Below are 18257 nucleotides of genomic sequence, written 5' to 3' on the forward strand. Positions count from 1 at the left end.
CAAACTTGATGAAAAAAACTAAAGAGACTAAAAATTCAGCTTTTTATCAGCAACAATATCGACAACGGTTACGTGAACAAGGTTTGATCAAAAAAGAAGTTTGGATTTTACCTGAGAATACAACGAAATTGTTAGAAATTGAAAAACAATTTCGTCACTCATTAGTCAAAAACAATAATATTAATAATAATAAGGAAGTGAACAAAATGGAAAGAAATCAAATTTGGTCAATTGAAGAGCTCTTTAACAAATTAATGCAATCAGAATTAGTTAAACAAAATCATGCAAGTGTTGAAATTATTGATGGTATAGATGCTTGCTTACATATTATCATGCATGAATACGGTGATTTGCCTCTATTTTTAAGCATATCAAATCAACAAATTGTTGTTGAATGTTTACTTTGGCCAATCAATATGGTCAAAAATAAAATTCAATTTAATGAGGAAATTTTATGTACTCGCAAACTATTTCCGTTATCAACTATAGCAATTGAAAAAGCTGGAGACGGATCAGTCAACTACATTATGTATGGTGCGTTAAGTTCATCTTCACTCTTAAGTAACATCATTTATGAATTAGAAACTCTATCTGACAATGTTATTAAAGCGACAGAAGCTTATGAACATCACATCACTCTTAACTAATAAATCGATATAAATAATAAGGAGATTAAAATATGGCTATCTTCAAAAAACTAGTTACAGCTCTTCGGGGTGGTATTAATGAAGCAGGAGAAGCAATCATTGACACTCAAGCACTTAGAATACTCGATCAAGAAATTCGCGATGCAGACAGTGAATTAAAACAAGCTAAAGAATCACTAGCTAATATAATTGCACAACAGAAATTAGCCGCTAAAGTTATTAAAGAAACACAATCTAAAATAGATGAATATGAAAGTTATGCAATTAAAGCTCTTGAAAGTGGCAATGAAGAACTAGCAGTTGAAATAGCAGAAAAACTTGGGATTCTTGAAAATGAACTCGAAAATAATAAACAACAAGAAAATTACTATGATGAAACTGTAAAGAGTTTACGTCAATCCATTTCACAAACAGAAATTAATATTCGAAATTTAAAACAGCAAGTAGATATTGTAAAAGCAACAGAAAGCGTTCAAAAAGCGCAATCAGCTGTTGCACAGCGCTATGGTGGCTCAACTGCAAAATTACAAACTGCTTTAGATTCTTTAGATAGAATAAAAAAACGTCAAGATAAAAACAGTGCGCTTATCGAAGCTAAAAATGAATTGGCTAAATTTGATAATCAAAATGTGCTTGATAGTAAACTTGAAGCCGCAGGAATCAAATCAGGTAATAAAAATGCGGCTGCAATATTAGCAAGATTAAAAGAAAAGCATGATAATCAATCTATTTAATAAAACATACGTTCAAGTGAAAATCGTTAAAGCAATAAATTGATTAACTGATTAAGTTTAGTTAGTTCAAGAGAATGATATAAGGGAAAATAATGGAACTTTTCTGGGGAATATTTTTTTCTTTTCCAGTAATTATATTTAGTGGGTTACTAACACTTTGTGTATTATATTGGTTAGTTGCGGCGTTTGGTATTTTAAGCATTGATTGTTTAGATTTACAACTCAATGTCGATATTGATGATATACCATTAGACATTCCAAATACTCCATCCGGCTTTACGGGTCTATTGATGAAATTAGGTTTTAATAAAGTTCCAATGACACTTATTATTACTTTGATTTCATTAATAGGATGGTCGATCTGTTATTTCTTATTTCGTTTCTTTATGTTACCTCTGTGTGATTTATTGCTAATTTATTACATAGCTGGTTTTTTCATTTTCATAATTGCCTTTATTGCTGCAGTATACCTTACCGCATTTATCATAAAACCTCTTAGACCACTGTTTAGTAAATTAGAAAGCACCAATAGTCATAAATCATTTTTAGGGCAAACTGTTGAAATTCGTTCGAGTTTTGTGAATGAAAATAAAGGAGAAGCTATTTACGATGATGGTGGAGCTGGTTTAATTCTACAAGTTAGATGCACTAACTCATATCAATTCAAACGTGGGGATACAGCTGTTCTACTACGTTACGACACAACATATAACAGCTATGAAATTATAAGCGTTAAAGAATTTAATGGATAAAAGTAAATATTTTTTTGGAGAATAATAAATTATGTCAATCAATACTGATACTATCATGTTTTTTTTAGTGATTATTGGAATAGTCTCTCTAATAATTGTTGGTTTTTTCTTATTGTTTAAAGCCTTTTATATTAAGGTTCCGCAAGGTACAGCACTCATTGTTAATGACATGACGTCAAAACCTAAAGTGCATTTTACTGGTGCTTTAGTCTACCCTATCATCTACAAAAAAGAGTTCATGAAAATATCATTAATTACTTTCGATGTAGAACGACGTGGTAAAGATGGTTTAATTTGTAAAGATAATTTACGTGCAGATATTTGTGTCGCTTTTTATCTTCGAGTTAATGAAACGACAGAAGATGTTTTAAAAGTTGCTAAATCAATTGGAGTAGATAGAGCATCCGATCAAAAAGCGGTAAGTTCATTATTCAGCGCAAAATTTTCAGAAGCGTTAAAAACAGTCGGTAAACAATTTGAATTAGCTAAACTATTTGAAGATCGTATAAATTTTCGTGAACGTATTATCGATGTCATTGGTAAAGATCTTAATGGCTATGCACTAGAAGATGTGGCTATCGACTATTTAGAACAAACTCCAATTAAATCACTTGATCCTGATAATATTTTTGATGCCGAAGGTATTAACAAGATCACCTCAATCACTGCTGTTCATAAGGATGAAACCAATAAACGTGAAAGAGATCTTGAATTAGCATTAAAGAAAAAAGATACCGAAACGATTGAAGCCAAATTAGAGCTTGAACGTCAGCAAGCGGATGCCGAAGCTCGCCAAAAACGTGAAATAGAAACGATTCGAGCTCGCGAACAAGCTGAAACATTAAAAGTACAAGAAGAAGAACGCCTAAAATCGGAACAAGCAAGAATCCAATCTCAACAAGAGATTGAAGTACGTGAGGAAAATCGCTTGCGTGAAGTTGAAGTTGCTCAGCAAAATCGCCTTAGAGCTATTGCTATCGAAGAAGAACGAGTCGAACGTGCACGCTCTTTAGAAATTGTTGCTCGTGAGCGAGAAGTAGAATTACAACGCATTGAAAAAGACAAAGTGATTGAAGAAGAGAAAAAACATATTGCTAATGTGATTCGTGAACGAGTTGCTGTCGAAAAAACGGTAGCCGTTGAAGAAGAAAATATCAAAGAAGTACGAGAAATCTCTAAAGCTGATCGAGAAAAACAAGCAACCATTATTGAAGCGGAAGCTAGAGCTGAGCAAGAATTAGTTAAACAAGTTAAGCAAGCTGAAGCAGATGAACAATCATCTAAACACCGTGCAATTGAAATTAGTACACTAGCACAAGCTGAACTTGAGGTCGCGGCTAAACAAGCTGAAGCAAAAAAACAACTTGCTCAAGGTATTGAAGCAGAAGAAGCCGCTATTGGTTTAGCTGAAGCCAAAGTTCGCAAAGCCCGAGCTGAAGCAGAAGAGAAAGAAGGTTTAGTAAAAGCAAATATTACCGCTGAACTTTTACTTGCAGAAGCAAAAGGTAATCAAGAAAAAGGCTTATCAGAAGCTAAAGTTATTGAAGCAAAAGCATTAGCAACAGAAAAACAAGGTTTAACCGAAGCTAAAGTCCTTGAAGAAAAACTTTCTGCTCAAGCGCGCGGCGATGAAAGAATCGGTTTTGCCAAAGCTTCAGCAACCAAAGAACAAGGTTTCGCTGAAGCACTTGTTATTCGTGAACGCTTAACAGCTGAAGCTAATGGTTTGGTTGAGAAATTTCAAGCAATGGGTACGATGAATGAACAATCTAAAAATCATGAAGAGTTCCGCTTGGCACTTGAAAAAGGTTTTGAACAAGCTATGGCTGCCATTGCTGCTAACAAAGAAATTGCCAGAGAACAAGCTGAGGTTCTTGCTGCTGCATTCAGCAAAGCAAACATTGAAATTGTTGGAGGAAATGATAACTTCTTCAATAGCTTCTCGAAAGCTATCAGTGTCGGTAAAGCCATTGAAGGAACGGTAAATCAAAGCCCTGTACTACAATCTGCTTTACAATCAGTACTATCACGTCTATCCGGTAATAAAAATATGGATTTAAACGAAACATTAAAAAACACTGATTTAAAAGCACTAGCGGAACAATTTTTACCATCAAATAGTGATGAAAAAAGCGAATAAGAAATGATGATTTGAAACATTAAACATTACTTAATTATCGTTAAATAATTATTCAGTTAACATTATCACTATTATCTTCCTTCGGTAGAATATTAAATTTTACCGAAGGTAATAGATTTTCTGTAAAAAGATCAAGAGTAAAAAATGGCAGAAATAAAACAAGAAAACGAGCAACAAAATTCACTCGATAAAGCGGTTGCAGAAGGTGGAGCCTATGAGATCCTTCGTAAACGTTTAACCTCTTTGGGGCAAGAACTTAATCAGAAAACGGAAGCCTTGAATCAACAACGACTTTCGGAATTTGGTAAAAGTGATATGTCAATCATTGGGCGAATTCGTATTAGAACCGAAAATAACTGTATCGCTCGAGATATCGTTAGATTTGGTGATTGGTTATTATTTGGTTATAACGTCTTTTTAGGATTAAAAAAAGAAACAAAAATTGAAGATGTGTTTTCTCTTTACCATCTTGTTGAACGTGATGACAATTACGAGGCAGATCCGGTTGATCTGTCAAATACTTTTCTAAATATCAATCGTTTTGTTCAAGACTTTAATGAACTTTATACCTATTATAAAAATGCTCAATTATTGCAACTGGTTGAACGAGACGGTAAGCTTCTTGCCAGTTTTCAGATTGGTGAAAGAGTTAGTGACATTCGAGTTTTTCGCTGGTCAATATCCAGCGATAAAAAAACGATTGACTATATTGATAATCGCGGAGAGCGTGATATTGCTTTACCTCCTGCTTATGATTTTGAATGGACTGAAACTACCCGAGAAAATATCGTTAATGGTCGATTCTCCCATGTGAATATTCTTGATACCGTTTTTGTTGAAACCATTGGTGGTGACCTTACCATAAAATGTGAAAACAATACTAACGATGGATTAGGTATTTATCGTGAAGAGGTATTAGATAAAAATCAATCAATAAACGATGCAAAAATTGAATACGCAAAAGTAGGCGCCTTAATTCTTTTAAAAGTCTTACCCTACCGAGAAGATAATTGGCGATACCTAATTTATAATACCCTTACCCAAAAAGCACAACGAATTGACTTTATTGGTCAAGCATGTATTCAATTGCCAGAAGATCATGGAGTGATATTCCCTGGTGGTTACTACTTACAAAATGGAGAATACAAAACATTCGATCAATCAATGGCTGGAATGCGTTTTAGACGCATTCGTCGTTCACCCAATGGTGAAGATGTCTTATACATTTTTTATGAACCAAATTCTGGTCGTCTAGCTCTATTCAATTACAATATGATTGAGCGAAAATTAGATAACCCAATTCTAGGTCATGGTTATGCCGTATTTGAAGATGGGCGAATGGTTGTATTTGAAGGAGAAAACAATGAACCAACTCGCGTTCATCCAATGCAAATTTGGCAAACGCCCTTTTATAGTGCCGAATTTGCAGCAACACAGCCAACCCACAATACGTTTTTAGGCAAAATCGGCAACGCTGAATTAGTACGTGGAATTTCTGATCTCTATTTTATTTCTCGCGAAATTGATAATCAATCCATCTCTTCACAACTCTATAGCAAATTAAGTGAAGATACTAAAAAATTATTTGATGGCTATTTTTGGCTTGCTGATGAAAAAAATCTATCTTTCTCACCAATACTTCGTAATATTACCCAAACCAGTGAATTAGTACTTGATGAATACGAAAAAGTAGAAAGCATTCGACGCCAATCAGAAAGTGCGATGCGTGAGGCTATTACTCATCAGCAAGATTTACTAACCAAATTATATCCTGATAGCTGGCAAGACACACAAGAATTCGTCGATGCGCTTAATGCCATAAAACTGCAATTAGGTCGCCTTGTGACATTGAGAACTTATCGTTATATCAATTTAGAGCAAATTGATAAAATGGAAATTGAGCTAAAAGAACGTCAATCTTTAGTTTCACTTGCTACTGCCGGATTTTTAGGTAGCGAAAAAGCTCTCGAACCATTTATGTCAAAAATAGATAACATTGAAAAATATTTAGAGGAAGCTGATACTGTAGTCAAACTCGTTGAGCCAATAAAAATCACGGACGAAATGTCCAATGATTTGGATATGCTTTCGCAACTTATGGCATCTTTAAAATTTGATGATGTGACACTTCAAACTAAGATTATTGAATCAATTGCCGAGGTTTATGCCAAACTAAATCAAACTAAAGCAAGAATCAATCAAAAACGAAAAAATCTATCAAGTATTGAAATGATTGCACAATTTGGTGCTCAATTCAAACTATTTAGTCAAAGCATCGCTAGCGCTTTAAGCATCGCAACTACTCCAGAAAAATGTGACGATGAATTATCAAGACTACTTGTTCAACTTGAAGAACTGGAAAACCAATTTAGCGAAAGCGAAGAATTCCTTAATGACATACTGACTAAACGTGAAGAAATATTAGAATCTTTTGAAACTCACAAACAAGCACTACTAGAAGACCGTACAAGACGCACTGAATCCTTGCTTACCGCAGCTGTTCGCATCTTAGATAGCATTCCGAGACGTACGGCTAAATTTTCGGATCAAAATGAACTTAACGCTTTTTTCGTGGCAGACCCACTAGCTTTAAAAATTCGTGAAATTATTGAAAAATTGAGGAATTTATTCGATAACGTTAAAGCCGATGATATTGAATCACGGTTTAAAAGTGCACGTGATCAGGCCATACGAGCATTACGCGATAAATCAGAAATATTTGAATCTGGCGGCAATGTCATAAAATTAGGTCCGAAACATAAATTCAGTGTCAATACTCAAGAACTTGATTTAACTATAGTTCCGAAAGAAACGCACCTATATTTACAATTAACTGGTACGGATTATCAAGAAAAAATCGAGAATAGTCGCTTAGAAAGTTATAAGCCTTTCTGGACCATAACGATTGAATCTGAGTCACCGACACTTTATCGTGGTGAATACCTAGCTTACTCCATAATCAATGCGACGTTAAAAAAAGAGATTGATCTCAGTTATGAAGAATTAGTCACTCAATTAAGTCAACCAGATAACTTGGTTAAAACTGTACGTGATTACGCAGCCATGCGATATCGAGAAGGCTATGAAAAAGGTATTCATGACCATGATGCTGTAAAAATCTTATCCAAACTTATTCCATTAGGAGAAGCAGCTGGTTTATTACGTTACAATCCATTGGCACGGAGTTTAGCTATACTATTTTGGCAATATAATCAAAAGAGTGATGTCGCAAAATTATGGCCCGAAAGAGCCAAGACCTGCAAAGATATTCTAGCTCTTTTTGGTCATGATGAAGGATTAATTAATCTACAAATTGAAATGGCTTCAGAGTTGAATCAATTTTTGCAAAACTTTCCAATACATCATGAAGATTACCATATCAAACAAGCGACTGAATATCTAAGCTACGCATTGACTGAAATACCACAGGAATTTAATTTAAGCAAATACAGTACTTACATGTATGAAGGACTAAAAGCTAAGTTAGAAGAACTTCATATGTGGGGGGATTTTAATCAATCACAACTTAATTTACAAACTCGTTTGACGGATCGATGGAATCTTATTGAAAGTTGGTATAAAGGACTTTGTACTCTACCTCAATATCAAAAATTCGTTGACTACATACCCGAAGCAATTTTGCTGTGCATGCTAGATAAAGAAAATAATATAAATATTCAAATCAGTGAAGTTGAACTGGATATCACCGTTAATGACTTATTAGGTGAACATCCAACAATCAAACAAGGGATTTTAAATATTAACCTCGATGATTTCTTTAGTCGTATGCGTAAACATGCAAGAGTGGTCATTCCTGAATTTCGACATTATCAGACTTTGCGTCAAGAAGTTCTTGAGGAACAGCGATACTTTTTGCGCATCGATGAGTTTAAAGCAAAACCATTAAGTTCTTTTGTTCGCAATAAACTGATTAATCAAATCTATCTACCTATTATTGGTGATAACCTAGCCAAACAGATGGGTACCATTGGAGAAAGCAGAAGAACAGACTTAATGGGATTATTATTACTTATCTCCCCTCCTGGTTATGGTAAAACGACATTAATGGAATATATCGCCAATCGTTTGGGTTTAATTTTTATGAAAATTAATGGACCAGCATTAGGACATAGTGTTTTATCTTTTGATCCCCAACAAGCGCCCAATGCAACGGCACGTCAAGAACTTGAAAAATTAAATTTAGCATTGGAAATGGGCAACAACGTTATGCTTTATGTAGATGATATTCAACACACCAATCCAGAATTTTTACAAAAATTTATCTCACTTTGTGATGGATCTCGCCGTATTGAAGGTGTTTGGAAAGGTAAAACAAAAACTTATGATTTAAGAGGTAAAAAATTCTGCGTTATTATGGCGGGTAACCCATATACTGAGTCAGGTGAAGTATTTAAGATACCTGATATGTTAGCTAACCGTGCTGATATATATAACTTAGGTGAAGTTCTCGGTGGTATGGATGAGGTTTTTGCTTCAAGTTATATTGAAAACTGTTTAACCTCTAATTCAATTCTGTCCCCTTTGGCATTACGTGACCTTAATGATCTCTATCATCTCATCGATCATGCCCAAGGCAAACCACTTAATACCAATGAGCTAAGTTATGACTATAGTCAAGCTGAAATAAGTGAAATTGTTGCAGTTCTACGCCATTTATTAAAAATTCGTGAAGTAGTATTTAAAGTGAATCAGCAATACATCATTAGTGCAGCACAATCGGATAAATACCGTACTGAACCTCCATTTAAGTTACAAGGCAGTTATCGAAATATGAATAAACTTGCTGAAAAAATTTCGTCAGTAATGAATGATGAAGAACTCAATCAAGTTATCGAAGATCATTACTTAGGAGAAGCACAATTACTAACAAACGGCGCAGAAGAAAACCTTCTTAAATTAGCCGAAATTCGAGGAGTATTAACAAAAGAACAAACTGAACGATGGCAACAAATCAAACATGATTTTATGCGAAATAAAACACTGGGTGGTGATGAAACCAATACAGGTAACCAAATAGTTACTCAACTCGCTGATCTAGTACAAAGCGTACAAGCGTTAAAGTTATAAAACTAGTGGGGTAATGATCGTTCTCGATAGTTTTAAAAGTAAAAATAAGGATAAAGTCTGAGAAAAATTTAAATTTCATCAAAACTATCCATCATTTCGAACTATGTTACTTATAATTTTAAAAATTATAAGTAACATAGCTTTGAAAATAATTTCCATTTATTATTATCAACTATTTGACAAAATAATGTTTTTATCACATACCAATTAATATATACAGCATAGTTCGTCTAGATTCAAAAATCTACCCAACCCTGTATTATTTCTTTATTCGAATGTAACAACCGACTTAAATCGGTTTAATTACATTGTTGGGTAATGAACTTATTATCGTTACCCTGAATTTGCTTTATCAAGGTATTTCGTTCACATTCCCAAGCATTAGGTGGATACATCTTATCCCAAGCTTGCATTAACTTATATTCTGAACTTGATAAATTAATATTGTATTTATCTGACATGTAGAAATAAGTGCGAGCGATAGTGCCTCGTATTTCATCTCGTGGTTGAAATTTTCGATCTTTAAAATCTACTGCGCTTTTACATTTTCCGTACTGAGTAAATTCTTTTGTAAACTGCGAGTATCGATAATTAGAACGGTCACCGTTAACTTCACCAATTGATGGCTGTAAGTTATGTAGATCTCCTTCCATTTCATTAAAGTTAGGGTCTTTCTTACATTTGCTACGCCCACCATCTCGCCAACATTGAAGATGACGTCCAAAGTTCTCTGCTGGCATAACATGCTCCCATTCAATGCGTTTAGCCCGCACTTGATTTTTTCTAGGTACATATCCACATTTATCGAAATCAACTACCCCCTTTTTATTATTGAATGTAAATTCACAGTCGCAATAAAAAGTAGTCTGTTCCGAATTTGATTTGTACAATCGAATGAGTTTTGTTTTTGCTGTACTAAAATTTTGGGCTGAGTGAACAAAATGAGGAATAAATAAAAGAGTAACAAATAGCTTTTTCATAATTCAATTAACATAATAAAAAGCCCAACTATTGAGTGGGCTTAAACTTTGTGCGCTAAAAAACGCATTTTTACATTACTGTTTTTAAACCTTAAAAAAAATTAAAGGGTTAATTAGTTTAATAGGTTAAGTGGTAAAATTAATTATTTCTTATTATCGGCAAAACTTTATGCCAATTATCTACAATTCTTTTAGTTTTAATGTGTGCTGTTTCCCGTTCGATTATTGTTCTAGCATCATTTAAAGTCCGCTTATATTCAACAGCCATTGAGTAAAAAGCGCCTCTAAATTTCGAATCCATCAAGCGTAATGCCGGCTCTATTAATTCTATCTGATAACGCATTTTATCGGCAGCTTTGTATAACCAGGCTAATTTATACAAATCTTCATCAGACAATGCATTTCTAGAATGCATACCGCCAAGCCACTTCATCGCTTCATCAAATTTGCAAGATGGCAAATCCAGATAGCTCGTAATTTTAAATTGCTGATGAAATTTTGAGTAAACAGCTTGAAGCCGTTCACCTGTTCGATAAACCCGCTCATTAATGGCTTGTTGGATTTGCTGTTGTTGTTCTGCATTAATTGTTAATGAATATGATCCAGTTTTTCTAATTGTGGGTAATACTTCTTCTAATACCCAATTTTGAAACTCTATGGCTTCCTTTTTATTGCTTCTAAAAATGATACGATATAAATTTGGTTCGTTAATAAATAACAGTTCTTGATTACCACCATTTGTAGGGAGGTACATTTTATGTACTCCCTTGATTGATATATTAAAACGACTTACTTTAGCATTGCTAATATTTAAAATACCAGCAATATCCTTTAAACAGAAAATCGGCTGATTTTCTAAAAATTGAATACGAACTTGTGATTGATGAAAATTAAAAATTGATAAGTTTGACATGATTAAATCCTCGTAAATAAGTTATTTAATCACCACCAACACGCCAATATTGGAGGTGAACTGAATAAGGTTGGCGTACCGTCTTTACGAGAAACGGTGCTTCTTTCGAAGCCCTCACTCAGCCCACCATAAAAATATAACTAAGCATGCATAAAAATACCGCTTATAGCGGCTATATTCTCGTAAAAGTTCAGGACGCCAATCCCGACGTTAGATTGTGCTAACGTTTTTTATAATATATAACTTATTTACAATCATTGTCAACCACGCTACTTTCGTGAAAAATTCGATGATATGACCTTTAAAAAATCACTTTTTGGTAAGTAAAATTTCATTTATTTTAGAAGTTTTCTTGCCAAACTTTACGCCTATTTTTTACATGATATTTTGTAAAGAGCATCGCATTTTAATTGATGAATTTCCAAACCATTGTGTGATAGTGATGTCGTTATTTTTAAAAAAATTTTTGCAATATTAGTGAGACGTATGAGCGAAGTAGAAAAAGTAAAAATGATGACATCATCGGCTATAAAATATAGGCAGCTAATAGTACGTTTTCCATATCAATGTATACCATTTTAGCAAAAGAGTTTGTATAAAAAATAGAATGCTCGAAAACTTGTTTATGGAGAGATATCAAACAAAATCGATTCAATAGATAGTCGGAAATAATTATGACTGAACAATTAAAACACTGTCAATTCTGTTGTAGTGAGTATTTTTCTTTCAATGATATCGATTATCCTATGATAAGCATGTCCAAATCGAATGCCAAGCGACACAAGAATTAGACGATCTATTGAGGTGAGTGATAAAAACTCGCCCATGAGTATCACGAGAAAGTAAAACATGAACTGTCGACTATAAGTAGACTGGACAAACGATTGGAGCGGACCTTTGATAAGGCTCTGCTATTATGATTGAATGATGGAAAAAATCAAAATGATTATGCAACGAAGGTCCGACATGCAAAATATTGGCGACCGGTTTTCGGCGGTAAACCTTTATCATGCATTACTAGTGAAATGATAGATAATAATTTACCGACACATAATGCAAAAAATAAAGCACCGTTGGCTCCAGCTACAAAAAATAAATATCACAAGACCATACTCAGGGCGTTGAGTTTAGCCCAAAAGAACAACTGGATTGCATCTGTTCCGTATGTCGGAAAACAGAAAGAGCCTAAAATTAGGGTTAGGTAGGTAACAAAACCACAAGTTCAAAAGCTATGAAAAGCTCTTTCCCTAAAATGGTTGAAAGATGTTTGTTTATTTGCCCTATTAACAGTTGCAAGAGGTACCAAAATTTTAACCATGACATGGGTTAAAATAGATTTTAACAATAAAATAACAATAGTCAGTAATAATATTGCAAAAAACGAAACCGCTCGACCACTATTATTAAATGACGAGGCAATAGCGTTATTAAAAAGCCGACGATTGATCAATAAAAACTGTGTGTTTGTAAATTCGAAAAACAATCATATCAATAATATTGATCGCCGTGCGTTTAATCGTGCTACTGAAAAATGCAATATCAAAGATTTTCATTTTCATGATTTACGGCATACATGGGCGAGCTGCCATCTTCAAAGTAGAACACCTCTATTTACTCTAAAAGAGTTAGGAGGTTGGAGGTTGGAAAACGCTAGAAATGGTGAAAAAATACGCTTATTTGAATGCTGACCATTTAAGTCAATTTTCAAATGCAGTCACAATTTGGTCACAAAACATTAATAAAGATAATCAAGGCGTAAACTTGGCGGTATAACTCGTTGATTATCTTATATTTAATGGCGTCCCCTACAGGATTAAAAGAAAAAGAATATATATTTGATTTATATGAATTTTTATATAAAATAAAAATAATATACCGTTTAAAATACCGTAGAGGTTCATTAAAATAATATTTAAAGATATATTTTATGTTTTTTGATTATTCTAACACTTTCTGCGATCCACTTTCCAACTTTTTACTTCAATTCACACTCCCAAAAAATATTAGTTTATGATGAATAAAACTAACTAACCTTTCATAACATGATCACAATAAACTACACAAAAACGATTTATATACTAACCGACCCAGATAACGATTCAATTTACAATTGCAAAAATGATTCGTACCTGATTTTTCCGTCACTTGATGTCAATAAAGAATGGTGGTGTTTTTATCGAAACAATGGATTAAATAAAGTTGGTATTTTTGAATCGTATAAAAAAGCAATTGAATATATTAAATGGTTATGTGATCTAGTATGACATTTATCACATCCGTGAACGATATTTACATAAAACTGATGTGTATTGGTTATTATGGATAACATGGTTTATTATAAAGTCCCAAAGCCAGAATTACCTCTACAACAAATTAACGTTTTCAAATTTAAAAAGCATTTTATCTAGATAATGATCTTATCATTAACCACCGCATTCTTATCTCCTTCATCAAAGGAAATGCCAACATATTCATGTCCTGAGGGCAATTCAATTGAAAATTGACCTAAATTATCACTTCTTGTTTTATATGCTGTCATTGTAGGTTTTTGATAAAAGTAAACATCACGACTTAAGCCATTCCCTTCACTACTTTGTACGGAACCATTTAATATCTTCGTTTTGTTATTAATAAAATATAAAATAGAATTAAGTAAATTAAGCCCAGCAGCTGTGTATCCGACAGTACTTAACCAACCAAACCACATACAGTTAGCCTTAAAAGTTCCCCCTAAAGCATCAGCACCTCCCTTTTTGAAAAAAACCGTATCTGCATAACCATCCTTTACATTTGCATTAGCGCCTAGAACTACAGCGCTTGAACATAACGTACTAATTTTTATAGATGATGACTCGTCACCAAGACTAGAACCATAAAAGACTGGGATATTTTCCATTCTACTAAGAATGCTTGCAGAATTAAAAATGAAGTGATCAGCAGCTGGCTTAAGATATTGATGCTCTTTTTTCAAAATAACTGACCCTCCAGTGGTTGTCATCCCAAGAATTAAATGAGATGAATTAGTATTATATAATAAATCATTACCAACAACTAAGGGGACTTCTGCATCAAGAATTGATTTCAGTATTATTGTGTTTGCATTTTGAAGTGTTGATATTACACAATCAAACTGCTTTGCATAATCAACAGTAAGTGAATTATCATTATCAGCAATTAGTGTTGATTCATGATTAAGTGCATTGTTCAACGCATTCTTTAATGTTAAAGATCTTTCATTACTTATTTTATTTGTAATTATTAAAATTTTCATAGTTATTTACTCAAATAAAAAAATAGGATTATTGGGATTAAAAGGTGTATTATTAAATTTAAATACAATTAAACTTTGAAGATCTACGCTATGTTGATAAGGAATTGATACTTCATTATGTAAAATTGTGACAATCTTAATATGCAAGGTTCCAACAGCTAAGCTTGGTAAAGAAAAAGTTTTAATTGTATTTGTTACAACTTCATCTACAAGCATTTTCTCATTAAGATGTATGGTTATTTGATACTTAGTTCCATTCTCTGGCTGTACATTACCCATAAAAAAACCCAACTTTTTATTTTGGGTTTTCTTGTTACGATGTGACCATGTAACTGTTAGACTGGAACCGAAAAGCATCTCAGGATAATAAATTTGATTAATTTTTACATTCGCTGGTGGATAGGGTTTTCTTGCTCTACCTTTCATGTTTATATGTTGCGTTATTATTTCATTGTTATTTAGTGTATCACTATCGCTTAACGGCATAAATTTACAATAAATATCCTCATTCATTGAATAATCATTCTCAGATATATTTAATGAATTTTCGCAAAAGAAAACAACACAATCCTTTTTGTGGGGCTCTGGCAACGTATCAAGACAACCTCTTATTACAATGATTTTATTATCGACAATTGACGATATAAACATTATTTCATTATCGACAATAATAAAATCATCAAGATCAGCTTCAATAGAAGAATCAATTAATAATTCTGTATCTAGTTGTGTAATAGATTCTATAAGCTTTCTTGATTCACATATATCAACATCACTATCATAATCAAATTTTTCATTATCTTTACTAGTTAAAAGTTCAATGTTCATTACATCGCTCGAAACACCTGAAACAACACTTGATATATTACAAACATCCATGTTTTCAAGGCTGAAATCTGCAATTGATTGACCGACAGACTGAACAATCAAATAATACGGCGTTTCAATTAATAACGTTTTATTGATACTTTGTAAAGAGTCAGGCGGAATGGTTATAGAGGGTTGATCACCGATTAATCCTATATTTGACAAATTAAATACATCTACCGTGCAATTAATAACAACTTTATTGCTTGTGTAAGTCCCGTTATCAATTGATTTCACCCTCATAGGTGTATTATTCATTTCATAATATGGCAAATTAAGCAAAAAAACATCACCAACGCTTAACTTTCTACCTTCAGTGTTAACCGTAATTTGCGTAGAGGCTAAATCACTAGATAATACACCTAAGATGCGTAAAGCAAGCCTTGTCGCTAATGCTCTACTATAGACCATATCGTAAGAAATGGTTGTATTATTTTCACCACCGACAAGATTAATTAATGCATCATCACGTACGGTTACTGAACCTTGCACATAATCATTTTCACGATCAATAAAATTAATCGTTACGGAGTTAATCATCTCCGTTATTATATTTTTTGATATTTCACCAACGTCAACAATATTACTTTCATCAAATACCTTTAAATCAGATAATTTATAATCTTCTCTAAAGAGTTTAATTTCAAACTTATTTGTTGTAGCATTCTGATATAAAACACAATCAACAGTTTCTTCAATATTTGATTTCAACTCTTCTATTTTACCTTGAGAAGTCCAATAATAACTAAGTCCAAACGACTCAGAATATAGCCTGTCTGCTACCTCTTTAAAATTTTCTTCATTAATTTCATTTTTTACGCCACCTGAATTCATACCCCAATTTTCATTTAAAACAAGCTCTCGGAGTATGTGAGCTGGATTCATATCGTTTCCTATTTTACCGTAAGCCACGGTAAATATATTTTGCATATCATTTAGCCCAATTGATACTGGTATGGTATCTTCAGGCGTATTGTCGATATGAGACAAATTACCAATTTTATTGCTGAGTGATCCACAATAAATATCTACGCTATTTATATCGCTAAATTTACCTGTTCTCGCTATCATTTGCTTAACACGTTCACTACCATTACTATGTATATTGGATATTTCATCGTCTGACATGAATATACAAATTCGGTGATATTTTTTATTTAAAGTGTTATCAAAAAAATCAGCAACTAAATCCATTATTAAGGGTAAATTATCACCGCTTATTCGATATTGAAGTTTGACCAAAGCTAAGAAATAGTTAAGTGTATCAATCGTTATATTTTCTTTTTTTAAGTTAAATGGTTTTGAATTACCATTATATAAACCAACGAAAACATCCACTCTTGTTTTGGTATTTGTAATAATCTCTTTAATTCGCTCAAAAGAATAATCTAGAGCACTGATCATGTTTTTCATCTGTTGCTCGCTTGGGCTAAGACTAAAATCAAGTACAAAAGCAAAAGCTATTTTTTTACCATCACCCGTAAATATTGCGGCTTTTTCTTTATACCATTGTTCATTTTCTGAATCTTGATAATTAATTCGCTGAACAACACAAGATACTTCTTTAGGGTAAGGCGTATTACCGATATAAAAACCTTTATCGCCGCCATGCATAACAACTGACGCTACATGTCGATAGGCTGGAATAAACCTATCTAACTTCCTTATTAAATATGAATCTCGATCTTGATCGTGAGATCCATTATGAATATTGAAAGTACCAGCGATACCTCCTTCCTGGTAAATACCACCAAAAAGGTTTTGCTTATCTATGTTAATTGAGCCCACTTGTTTTCGTCCGGCCCATGCAACCTTGTCCGCAAAAAAAATCTTATTAATAAAATCAATTCGCCCCTGACAAAGCAAAGCATGCATACCGAGATAATATTTATGCCCAATAACACTTTTTTTCTTTTTACCGAATAACCCCATTATTTTTTTATCCTCGCCGTACTTTTATTTCCATACCAGACATAAATGAGTTTATTCACTTTAACAGTACCAAAAACAACAGGAATTTCAGTGCCCTCTTTGGATGTCCCCGTATTAATATCATCCGCGGTCATTTTGTTACTTGCTTTTACTCTTGCAGCCAATAAAACACCTGCTATCGCGGCTATAATCGAAACAGCTATACCAATAATTGCAAACATAATTAACCTATTGATGTTTTAGTTGGCGATTCAAGGGGGAGGTAAGGAAAACCACCATAGTTGATTAGATTACCATTAAGAATAAGCGATCCTTTTTCATCGTATATTTTAAACGATTTACATGCATTAGTTGTTCTATCACAACCCTTATAAAAAGTAGCCTTTACTGATCCGTATTTTAATGCGTTTTTGATGTGTTTATTTTCTCTTATCATTGTGATAGATTTATCAGTATTAGCAATAATGTAAGTTTGTTCAATACCTTCAAAATCAACAATACCGCTTGCTAAATAATTATCAGGAATAGAAGATTCAAAATTCACAATGAGTGTATTTTTTTCCATCCCAGTTATTTCTCCAGAAATTGCAAAATATTTTTTATTTAATCCGCATTTTTTCCCATACAATTGATATCGGCATGTACGTTGTACACGTTCATTGACAGCAGTGTTACCGCTTCGGGTAATAAATAATTCAAAAGTAAACGTCATTTCTTTTTTTGATATTTTAGTTTTAGTTAACCGTCCTGACCACGACAGTTCTAAAGAATTATCGTTATTTACAAAAATATCAACAAGAAGATACTTTGTTATGTCAGGATTGATCCAATCTTGTGCCAGTTTGTTACTAATTGGTACACTGATTTCAACTTTATTTTTAGATAACGTTGAATCTCTTTTTATTGCTGTTCTTTTTATGCTTTCTCTCGTAA

The 18257-nt window shown here is 33.1% G+C and carries 11 protein-coding genes and 1 pseudogene; 6 read left to right on the forward strand and 6 right to left on the reverse strand.

Features of this window, described 5'->3' with window-relative positions:
- The first annotated feature begins 8 nt into the window (after window positions 1–8).
- From J3U13_RS06720 to J3U13_RS06740, 5 genes are all read left to right on the forward strand, one after another.
- Complete coding sequence (locus tag J3U13_RS06720) at window positions 9–647, forward strand: YjfI family protein (RefSeq protein WP_267340993.1); 639 nt, start codon at window positions 9–11, stop codon at window positions 645–647.
- A gap of 32 nt (window positions 648–679) precedes the next feature.
- Window positions 680–1381 (forward strand): PspA/IM30 family protein, encoded by a 702-nt coding sequence (locus J3U13_RS06725; RefSeq protein WP_267340995.1) that lies wholly within the window; start codon window positions 680–682, stop codon window positions 1379–1381.
- A 92-nt stretch (window positions 1382–1473) separates the two neighbouring features.
- A complete protein-coding gene (locus J3U13_RS06730; protein WP_267340996.1) occupies window positions 1474–2133 on the forward strand; it encodes an OB-fold-containig protein in 660 nt (219 codons plus the stop codon).
- A 31-nt stretch (window positions 2134–2164) separates the two neighbouring features.
- Window positions 2165–4273 (forward strand): flotillin family protein, encoded by a 2109-nt coding sequence (locus tag J3U13_RS06735; protein WP_267340997.1) that lies wholly within the window; start codon window positions 2165–2167, stop codon window positions 4271–4273.
- A 144-nt stretch (window positions 4274–4417) separates the two neighbouring features.
- Complete coding sequence (locus J3U13_RS06740) at window positions 4418–9361, forward strand: DNA repair ATPase (protein ID WP_267340999.1); 4944 nt, start codon at window positions 4418–4420, stop codon at window positions 9359–9361.
- Between the two features lie 299 nt (window positions 9362–9660).
- Here J3U13_RS06740 and J3U13_RS06745 read toward each other — a convergent pair whose 3' ends face one another.
- Both J3U13_RS06745 and J3U13_RS06750 read right to left on the reverse strand, forming a co-directional pair.
- Window positions 9661–10341, reverse strand: coding sequence for an endonuclease (locus tag J3U13_RS06745; RefSeq protein ID WP_267341001.1), 681 nt, complete (start codon window positions 10339–10341; stop codon window positions 9661–9663).
- A gap of 139 nt (window positions 10342–10480) precedes the next feature.
- Window positions 10481–11254 carry a BRO family protein gene (locus tag J3U13_RS06750; RefSeq protein ID WP_267341002.1) on the reverse strand — a complete coding sequence of 258 codons (774 nt, stop codon included), beginning with the start codon at window positions 11252–11254 and terminating at the stop codon, window positions 10481–10483.
- Between the two features lie 768 nt (window positions 11255–12022).
- Here J3U13_RS06750 and J3U13_RS11505 point away from each other — a divergent pair.
- Window positions 12023–13027, forward strand: a pseudogene (locus tag J3U13_RS11505) (site-specific integrase).
- A 631-nt stretch (window positions 13028–13658) separates the two neighbouring features.
- Here the strand turns inward: J3U13_RS11505 and J3U13_RS06765 are convergent.
- The 4 genes from J3U13_RS06765 to J3U13_RS06780 all read right to left on the reverse strand — a co-directional run.
- On the reverse strand, window positions 13659–14525 hold the full coding sequence (locus tag J3U13_RS06765) for a hypothetical protein (RefSeq protein WP_267341007.1): 867 nt from the start codon (window positions 14523–14525) through the stop codon (window positions 13659–13661).
- Between the two features lie 6 nt (window positions 14526–14531).
- Window positions 14532–17324 carry a phage tail protein gene (locus J3U13_RS06770; RefSeq protein WP_267341008.1) on the reverse strand — a complete coding sequence of 931 codons (2793 nt, stop codon included), beginning with the start codon at window positions 17322–17324 and terminating at the stop codon, window positions 14532–14534.
- Window positions 17324–17545 (reverse strand): hypothetical protein, encoded by a 222-nt coding sequence (locus tag J3U13_RS06775; RefSeq protein WP_267341010.1) that lies wholly within the window; start codon window positions 17543–17545, stop codon window positions 17324–17326. Before J3U13_RS06775 ends, J3U13_RS06770 begins: the two co-directional genes overlap by 1 nt.
- A 2-nt stretch (window positions 17546–17547) precedes the next feature.
- On the reverse strand, window positions 17548–18257 hold a 710-nt coding region (locus tag J3U13_RS06780; RefSeq protein ID WP_267341011.1), incomplete at its 5' end, for a hypothetical protein.

The organism is Gilliamella sp. B2887 (genome assembly GCF_026537015.1).
Classification (GTDB): Bacteria; Pseudomonadota; Gammaproteobacteria; order Enterobacterales; family Orbaceae; genus Gilliamella.

What these genes read in the sequence shown, in the direction of transcription:
- J3U13_RS06720 (WP_267340993.1), top strand. Translation starts at nt 9, where the DNA reads ATGAAAAAAACTAAAGAGACTAAAAATTCAGCTTTTTATCAGCAACAA.
- J3U13_RS06725 (WP_267340995.1), top strand. Translation starts at nt 680, where the DNA reads ATGGCTATCTTCAAAAAACTAGTTACAGCTCTTCGGGGTGGTATTAAT.
- J3U13_RS06730 (WP_267340996.1), top strand. Translation starts at nt 1,474, where the DNA reads ATGGAACTTTTCTGGGGAATATTTTTTTCTTTTCCAGTAATTATATTT.
- J3U13_RS06735 (WP_267340997.1), top strand. Translation starts at nt 2,165, where the DNA reads ATGTCAATCAATACTGATACTATCATGTTTTTTTTAGTGATTATTGGA.
- J3U13_RS06740 (WP_267340999.1), top strand. Translation starts at nt 4,418, where the DNA reads ATGGCAGAAATAAAACAAGAAAACGAGCAACAAAATTCACTCGATAAA.
- J3U13_RS06745 (WP_267341001.1), bottom strand. Translation starts at nt 10,341, where the DNA reads ATGAAAAAGCTATTTGTTACTCTTTTATTTATTCCTCATTTTGTTCAC.
- J3U13_RS06750 (WP_267341002.1), bottom strand. Translation starts at nt 11,254, where the DNA reads ATGTCAAACTTATCAATTTTTAATTTTCATCAATCACAAGTTCGTATT.
- J3U13_RS06765 (WP_267341007.1), bottom strand. Translation starts at nt 14,525, where the DNA reads ATGAAAATTTTAATAATTACAAATAAAATAAGTAATGAAAGATCTTTA.
- J3U13_RS06770 (WP_267341008.1), bottom strand. Translation starts at nt 17,324, where the DNA reads ATGGGGTTATTCGGTAAAAAGAAAAAAAGTGTTATTGGGCATAAATAT.
- J3U13_RS06775 (WP_267341010.1), bottom strand. Translation starts at nt 17,545, where the DNA reads ATGTTTGCAATTATTGGTATAGCTGTTTCGATTATAGCCGCGATAGCA.